At 59.6% G+C, this 5,664-nt stretch carries 7 protein-coding genes and 1 pseudogene; 5 read left to right on the top strand and 3 right to left on the bottom strand.

The features are described 5' to 3' along the window. Window positions 1-93: 93 nt before the first annotated feature. From AruPA_RS21215 to AruPA_RS21205, 3 genes and pseudogenes are all read right to left on the bottom strand, one after another. A complete protein-coding gene (locus AruPA_RS21215; protein WP_265638724.1) occupies window positions 94-366 on the bottom strand; it encodes a CRISPR-associated endonuclease Cas3'' in 273 nt (90 codons plus the stop codon). 280 nt (window positions 367-646) lie between these two features. After that, a pseudogene (locus tag AruPA_RS21210) lies at window positions 647-1,231 on the bottom strand (recombinase family protein). Between the two features lie 78 nt (window positions 1,232-1,309). Beyond that, entirely contained in the window at window positions 1,310-1,906 is a 597-nt protein-coding gene (locus AruPA_RS21205) for a cation transporter (protein ID WP_265638723.1), read from the bottom strand. Between the two features lie 199 nt (window positions 1,907-2,105). On the opposite strand from AruPA_RS21205, the gene AruPA_RS21200 reads away from it, so the two are divergent. From AruPA_RS21200 to AruPA_RS21180, 5 genes are all read left to right on the top strand, one after another. After that, a complete protein-coding gene (locus AruPA_RS21200) occupies window positions 2,106-2,384 on the top strand; it encodes a metal/formaldehyde-sensitive transcriptional repressor (RefSeq protein ID WP_265638722.1) in 279 nt (92 codons plus the stop codon). 7 nt (window positions 2,385-2,391) lie between these two features. Beyond that, on the top strand, window positions 2,392-3,633 hold the full coding sequence (gene dmeF, locus AruPA_RS21195) for a CDF family Co(II)/Ni(II) efflux transporter DmeF (protein ID WP_265638721.1): 1,242 nt from the start codon (window positions 2,392-2,394) through the stop codon (window positions 3,631-3,633). A 440-nt stretch (window positions 3,634-4,073) separates the two neighbouring features. Then, window positions 4,074-4,649: a recombinase family protein gene (locus tag AruPA_RS21190; RefSeq protein WP_265638720.1), complete on the top strand. Its 576-nt coding sequence runs from the start codon at window positions 4,074-4,076 to the stop codon at window positions 4,647-4,649. Window positions 4,650-4,724: 75 nt separating this feature from the next. Further along, the gene (locus tag AruPA_RS21185) at window positions 4,725-5,003 is read left to right on the top strand and encodes a type II toxin-antitoxin system RelE/ParE family toxin (protein WP_265638719.1); all 279 of its coding nucleotides are present in this window, start codon (window positions 4,725-4,727) and stop codon (window positions 5,001-5,003) included. Window positions 5,004-5,015: 12 nt separating this feature from the next. Further along, complete coding sequence (locus tag AruPA_RS21180; protein WP_265638718.1) at window positions 5,016-5,315, top strand: HigA family addiction module antitoxin; 300 nt, start codon at window positions 5,016-5,018, stop codon at window positions 5,313-5,315. Window positions 5,316-5,664: the final 349 nt, after the last annotated feature.

Here is a 5,664-nt window from a genome sequence, read left to right as displayed (position 1 = left end):
GCTCGGATAGCGCAGCTTGCTGCGATCATACCGGGCGCGGTTCTCGTTCGTCCACATCAGGCCGCTCCTGCGAATCGGGCCGCCGCTATGGAATCACAAGTGACTCCAAAGATTCAAGATGTTCCCGGATGGACTCTTAGCCTGAAAACCAGGATGCAGTTTGCCGATGTCGTGTAGAAAAACCAGAACGGCCAGGCGTGCGAACTGGATGGGCGACAACGACCCGCCAGCCGCGCGTTCCATTCGGGCACGCACAACCGGCAAATTCATCATAGCTTCGAAACACGCGGCCACATCCGCGCAATGATGCGCTAAATGGTGGCTTTTCTCATCGCCGGTTTTCCCCCACGGGGTGTTATATTGCATCGGCCAATACAACTCCACGAATTGGTGTCCAACTGATCCACCTCAAATTAATCTCGGAGCATGTTATCCATGATTGCTGGGGGCGGAATATCCCACGCCAACGGGTTGATAACATTTCCGGCAAGCAGTCATTGGGCGCTAACAAATGGGAGGGCTTGAAGGCTCTATCCTCGATGGGGTGGTTGAATTCACGGAGCGCGATTAGGTACCAGTTGCGAATCGACGTGTACCTGTCAGAGAAATTTCAGCAGAATTCAGGATTTTCGGAAAATCATCCCGATCAAACATCTTCGGCCGCCAACGCCCGATAGAGGGTAGCCCGATGCACCCGGAATAGGCGGGCGACCTCGACGACGGGTTTGCCTTCCTGCACAGTGAGCTGCCGGGCATGTGCGATCTGCTCGGCCGAGAGGGAGGGGCGAGGTCCGAACCGCACCCCGCGCGCCTTGGCGGCGATCCTGCCGGTGTTCGTGCGTTCCACAATCAGGGAGCGCTCAAAATCGACTATGCCGGCGAACACGGTCAGCACCATGCGCCCGGCCGGGGTGGTGGTGTCGGCCCAAGGTTCGGCAAGCGAGCGCAGGCCGGCCCCGGCCTCCTTGATGCGCTCGGCGATTCCAGCAGGTCGCGAGTGGACCGGGCGAGGCGATCGAGGCGTGTTACCGTCACCACGTCGCCCGCCCGCAGATGATCGAGCAGCCTCTCCAGCTCCGGCCGGTTGCGTTTCGCTCCACTGATCTTTTTTCTCGAAGATGCGGGCGCAGCCCGCCTCCCGTAGCAGGGCGCGCTGTTGCGCCAAGTCCTGCCCCTGGGTGGATACGCGCGCATAGCCGATCAGGGGGCCGGGATAGGAGGCTTTAGGCATATCCCCGTTTACCCTCCCCGAATTGTCGCGTAAATCCTAAGATACGCGACAACTACGAGCCATCCTCTTGCAACGGGTCTATGCCACGGCGCGGTGCTCATCGCGGGCTGCTGTCCAGACCTCGCGGGCTGCGTCGGCGTTCATCGCGGCGATACCAAGGCCGACGAGAATATCCGGCCATGCTGACCTCCAGAGATAGGCGATCACCAGCCCAGCGAGAATGATCGCGACATTGGCCAGTACGTCATTGCGCGCCGAGAGATAGGCGGCCTTGGCCAGGCTGCCGCCGTGAGCCCGATGGCGCGCCAACATGATCGCGCATCCGGTGTTGACCAACATTGCTCCGGCCGCCGTGAGGGAAAGCAGCGCGGGGGCGGGCGGCAAAGGGTGAAGGAATTTGTGCCACGCCATCCAGACCGTGGCTAAGCCGGGCAGAAGCAGGATGCCAGCGAGCGCCATCCCCAAACGCGCTCGTTGGCGCAGGCTCCAGCCGAGGGCTAGCACGATCAGCAGGTTGACCGACGCGTCTTCCAGGAAGTCGACACTGTCCGCAAAGAGTGAGACCGAGCCGATTGTCAGCGCCACGACAAACTCGATGCCAAAATAGGCCAAGTTAAGCGCACCGGCCCATGATGCGGCTCTGCGGAAGCTGGGGTTTTTGATGGTCTCGCTCAAGTATGACACTCCTGCTGGTTAAGGCGCACACCTCGTCGCGATGTGCGCCTGAAGGCCAATCCGGCCAGCATTAAAGCCTTATGCCCAAGTGAGGCCAACGGCCTTCCAAATGCGTTCTCCATCCGATCATCAGTATGGTACCAGACAGAGCTTAATTGTGCCTCTTTCATAGCATAGGGGGGTAGGCTATACAAACTGTATGACCCACACTATCCGTGACAAGAAGCATCTCCTAGCGCGCGTGCGCCGCATACGCGGCCAGGTCGAAGCCATCGAGCGTGCCCTCGAAACCGAGGCTAGTTGCGAAAAGGTGATGCATCTGCTGGCGGGGATGCGCGGTGCCACGGCCGGCCTCATGGCGCAGATCGTCGAGGATCACGTCCTCACCCATCTCGTTGATGTTGAAAAACACCCGGGCGCCCTGAACGAGGATGCGGTTGAGCAACTGCTCGAAGTCGTCCGTACTTATCTGAAATGAGGCCATGATGGAGAATTATACCCAGTCACAGGTCCGCGGTCATAGCCACGTCTTTCTCGGCGCAGACCACGAACGCAGCGAACGGCGCACCTGGTGGGTGATCTGGATCTGCGGCGCGATGATGGTGACCGAGATTGTCGGCGGTTGGCTGTATGGCTCCATCGCCCTTGTGGCCGATGGATTGCACATGAGCACCCATGCCGGTGCGATGCTACTGGCCGCTCTTGCGTACCGGTACGCACGCCGGCACGCGAACGATCCGCGCTTCTCCTTCGGGACCGGCAAGCTGGGCGATCTCGCGGGTTTTACCAGCGCCATTATCCTAGCGATGATCGCGCTGCTGATCGGCTTCGAGGCGGTTAGCCGCTTCCTCTCGCCGGTGCCGATCCATTTTGCAGAGGCAATTCCCATTGCCTGCCTCGGGCTTGTCGTGAACATCGTCAGCGCCTTTCTGCTGTCCGGTGGCCATGACCATGGGCACAGCCACGGCCATGGACATGATCACGCCCATGCGCATCATGACCATGATGATGAGCGCATTATCCAGACAAAGTCCGGCGAGGTTCGTCTGGAGGTTTTCGAGGATGGCGTGCCACCGCGTTTCCGCCTGCATGCCCCACAAGGGCTCAATATTCCTGCCGACGCCGCCATGATCGAGACCGCCCGGCCCGATGGCACCCGCCAACGCTTCGCCTTTGTGGCGTGCGATGGCTATCTGGAGTCTATTGATGAGATTCCAGAACCACACGAATTCACGGCCGACGTCAAACTCTCCGGTCAATCCTACCAAGTCGCGTTCGAGGAGCATGAGCACGCCAGCGGTGCCGCCGGGCGTGACAACAATATGCGGGCGGCCGTGGTGCACGTCGCGGCGGACGCGGCGGTTTCCGCGCTGGTGATCGTTGGGCTGGTACTGGCCCGCGCCTTCGGCTGGCTATGGATGGACCCAATGGTCGGCATTGTTGGCGCGGTTGTCATCGCGAGTTGGGCCTTGGGACTGATCCGCGACACGGGCGGCATCTTGCTGGATATGACACCGGACAAGGACATGGAAAGGAAACTGCGCGACGCGATCGAGCGCGACGGCGACGAACTGGCCGATCTGCATCTCTGGCGGCTCGGTCCCGGCCATCTGGGAGCTATTCTCTCTGTAACGACCTCAAGCGGCCGCACTGCCCCCCACTACCGCGAGCGCCTTGGCAAATTCAAAGCCCTGTCGCATCTGACCATTGAGGTTCACAAATCATAGGGTCGCAGCGGTGAACTGAACCTCCGATCTTCGGCGGAACGAGCGCTGAATACGGAATCCTCGATATGTCGCGAGGGTTGGAAATGTTGGACCAGCGTCGTCTTCGTCGAATCTTTCTTCAGAAGGGTCAGCCCGCTTTTCACCATGCGGTCCTGACTGTCGCGTGATTTGTAGATCACGCGCCATGACGTCAATCGAGGGACCACAAGGCTTTTTGCCGTCGCACATATTTGTCGCACGTGGGAAACCACTCGCAACATAAGCTGCGACACGGGCGATCCCCGCCGCCACCCTGCAAATCATAACCAACTGCGTGGCGCGACCTGCGCAGAATCGATCGTATTCGGACACCCAGAAATTACCTGCTCAGAATATAGGGTTGACGTGGTTTAGCGCATAGGTAACTATTGAGCACCCATTTCGGACGATCTGACGACCCCATGGCCCGCACTTTCCTCTACACCCGTGTCTCCACCATCGGTCAAACCACCGAGAACCAAGTTGGCGAGGTGAAAGCCGCCGGCTTCGCCGTCCAGTCGAGCCGGATTATTACCGAAACCATCTCCGGCAGCGCACCGGCGATGCAGCGACCGGCGTTCCGGCGCCTGGTCGATCGATTGGAAGCCGATGATGTTCTGGTCGTCACCAAGCTCGATCGCCTCGGCCGCAATGCCATGGATGTTCGGAGCACCGTCGATGCGCTGGCGGCGATCGGCGTCCGGGTTCACTGCCTCGCCTTGGGTGGAGTCGATCTGACCAGCTCGGCCGGTCGGATGACGATGCAGGTGATCGCGGCCGTCGCCGAATTCGAACGCGATCTGCTGGTCGAGCGCACACAGGCCGGATTAAGCCGGGCACGCGCCGAAGGCAAAGCGCTCGGACGTCCAGCGGCCCTATCTGATGCCGAGAAGCAGCAAGTCATCGCCTGCCTGGAGGCCGGAGCCTCGATCTCGGCTGTTGCCCGTGAGTTTGGTACGAGCCGACAGACGATCAATCGGGCTCGGATCGCTCAGTGACCACTTCTGACACCCGTAGGTCCACCACGTAATTTGCACTATTGAAACGCGCAACGATACACGATACTATGATTTATGATCGTCGGGTTTCGACATAAGGGGCTCGAAGAATTCTACCGCACTGAGTCGCTTCGTGGGATCCAGCCAACCCACGCACCGAAATTGGCGCGAATTCTGGCTGCCCTCGATGCCGCCGCAACGGCCGAAGAACTCAATCTGCCGGCGTTTCGGCTTCACCCCCTCAAGGGGCAGTTGCGTGGCTACTGGTCGATCTGTGTCAACGGCAACTGGCGCGTGACCTTTCGTTTCACCGGACCCGATGTCGAGCTGGTCGACTATCTGGACTACCATTAGAGGAGGCGACTCATGATGAAGAATCCGCCGCATCCTGGCGAAATGTTGAAAGAGGACGTGCTCGTGCCGCTTGGCTTGCCTGTGAAGGAGGCTGCGGAACGATTGGGCATGTCGCGGGTTGCGTTCTCTCGCGTACTGAACGGTCGGGCAGGGATCAGCCCTGATCTGGCGATCAGGCTGGAGCAGGCCGGGGTCAGCACGGCCCGGTTCTGGGTAGCGTTGCAGGCGAATTACGACCTTGCGCGAGCCATGGAACACGTCCAACCTCCGGTCAGAACGTTGCAGGACCTCGGCACCCATGGACAGGCCTGATCGCATGATCAGCGTCTGTTCCTCGGCAAAGTACTCGCCAGCGCTTGTTGCGTGCCGGGCCGGCCCTCTCGACCAGTGCGACTTCCTACCACTTTCCATAATAAATGATTCTAACTCAAAACTCTAAATCGCAAAAATAGGAGATTCACTTGAGCATCAGTAGGCGCGCTCAACAATTTCAGGATATTCTCGATGAAAAAGGTCTCGATCTGAGAGTCCATCCGGGAACATCTTGAATCTTTGGAGTCACTTGTGATTCCATAGCGGCGGCCCGATTCGCAGGAGCGGCCTGATGTGGACGAACGAGAACCGCGCCCGGTATGATCGCAGCAAGCTGCGCTATCCGAGC

This window comes from Acidiphilium sp. PA, from assembly GCF_026191915.1.
Classification (GTDB): domain Bacteria; phylum Pseudomonadota; class Alphaproteobacteria; order Acetobacterales; family Acetobacteraceae; genus Acidiphilium.
Note: the sequence above shows the minus strand (reverse complement) of the source record. Positions and strands in the feature narration are given on the sequence as shown.

Excerpts from the sequence above, each read along its gene's own strand:
- AruPA_RS21180 (WP_265638718.1), top strand. The coding sequence starts at position 5,016 with ATGATGAAGAATCCGCCGCATCCTGGCGAAATGTTGAAAGAGGACGTG.
- AruPA_RS21185 (WP_265638719.1), top strand. The coding sequence starts at position 4,725 with ATGATCGTCGGGTTTCGACATAAGGGGCTCGAAGAATTCTACCGCACT.
- dmeF (WP_265638721.1), top strand. The coding sequence starts at position 2,392 with ATGGAGAATTATACCCAGTCACAGGTCCGCGGTCATAGCCACGTCTTT.
- AruPA_RS21200 (WP_265638722.1), top strand. The coding sequence starts at position 2,106 with ATGACCCACACTATCCGTGACAAGAAGCATCTCCTAGCGCGCGTGCGC.
- AruPA_RS21190 (WP_265638720.1), top strand. The coding sequence starts at position 4,074 with ATGGCCCGCACTTTCCTCTACACCCGTGTCTCCACCATCGGTCAAACC.
- AruPA_RS21215 (WP_265638724.1), bottom strand. The coding sequence starts at position 366 with ATGCAATATAACACCCCGTGGGGGAAAACCGGCGATGAGAAAAGCCAC.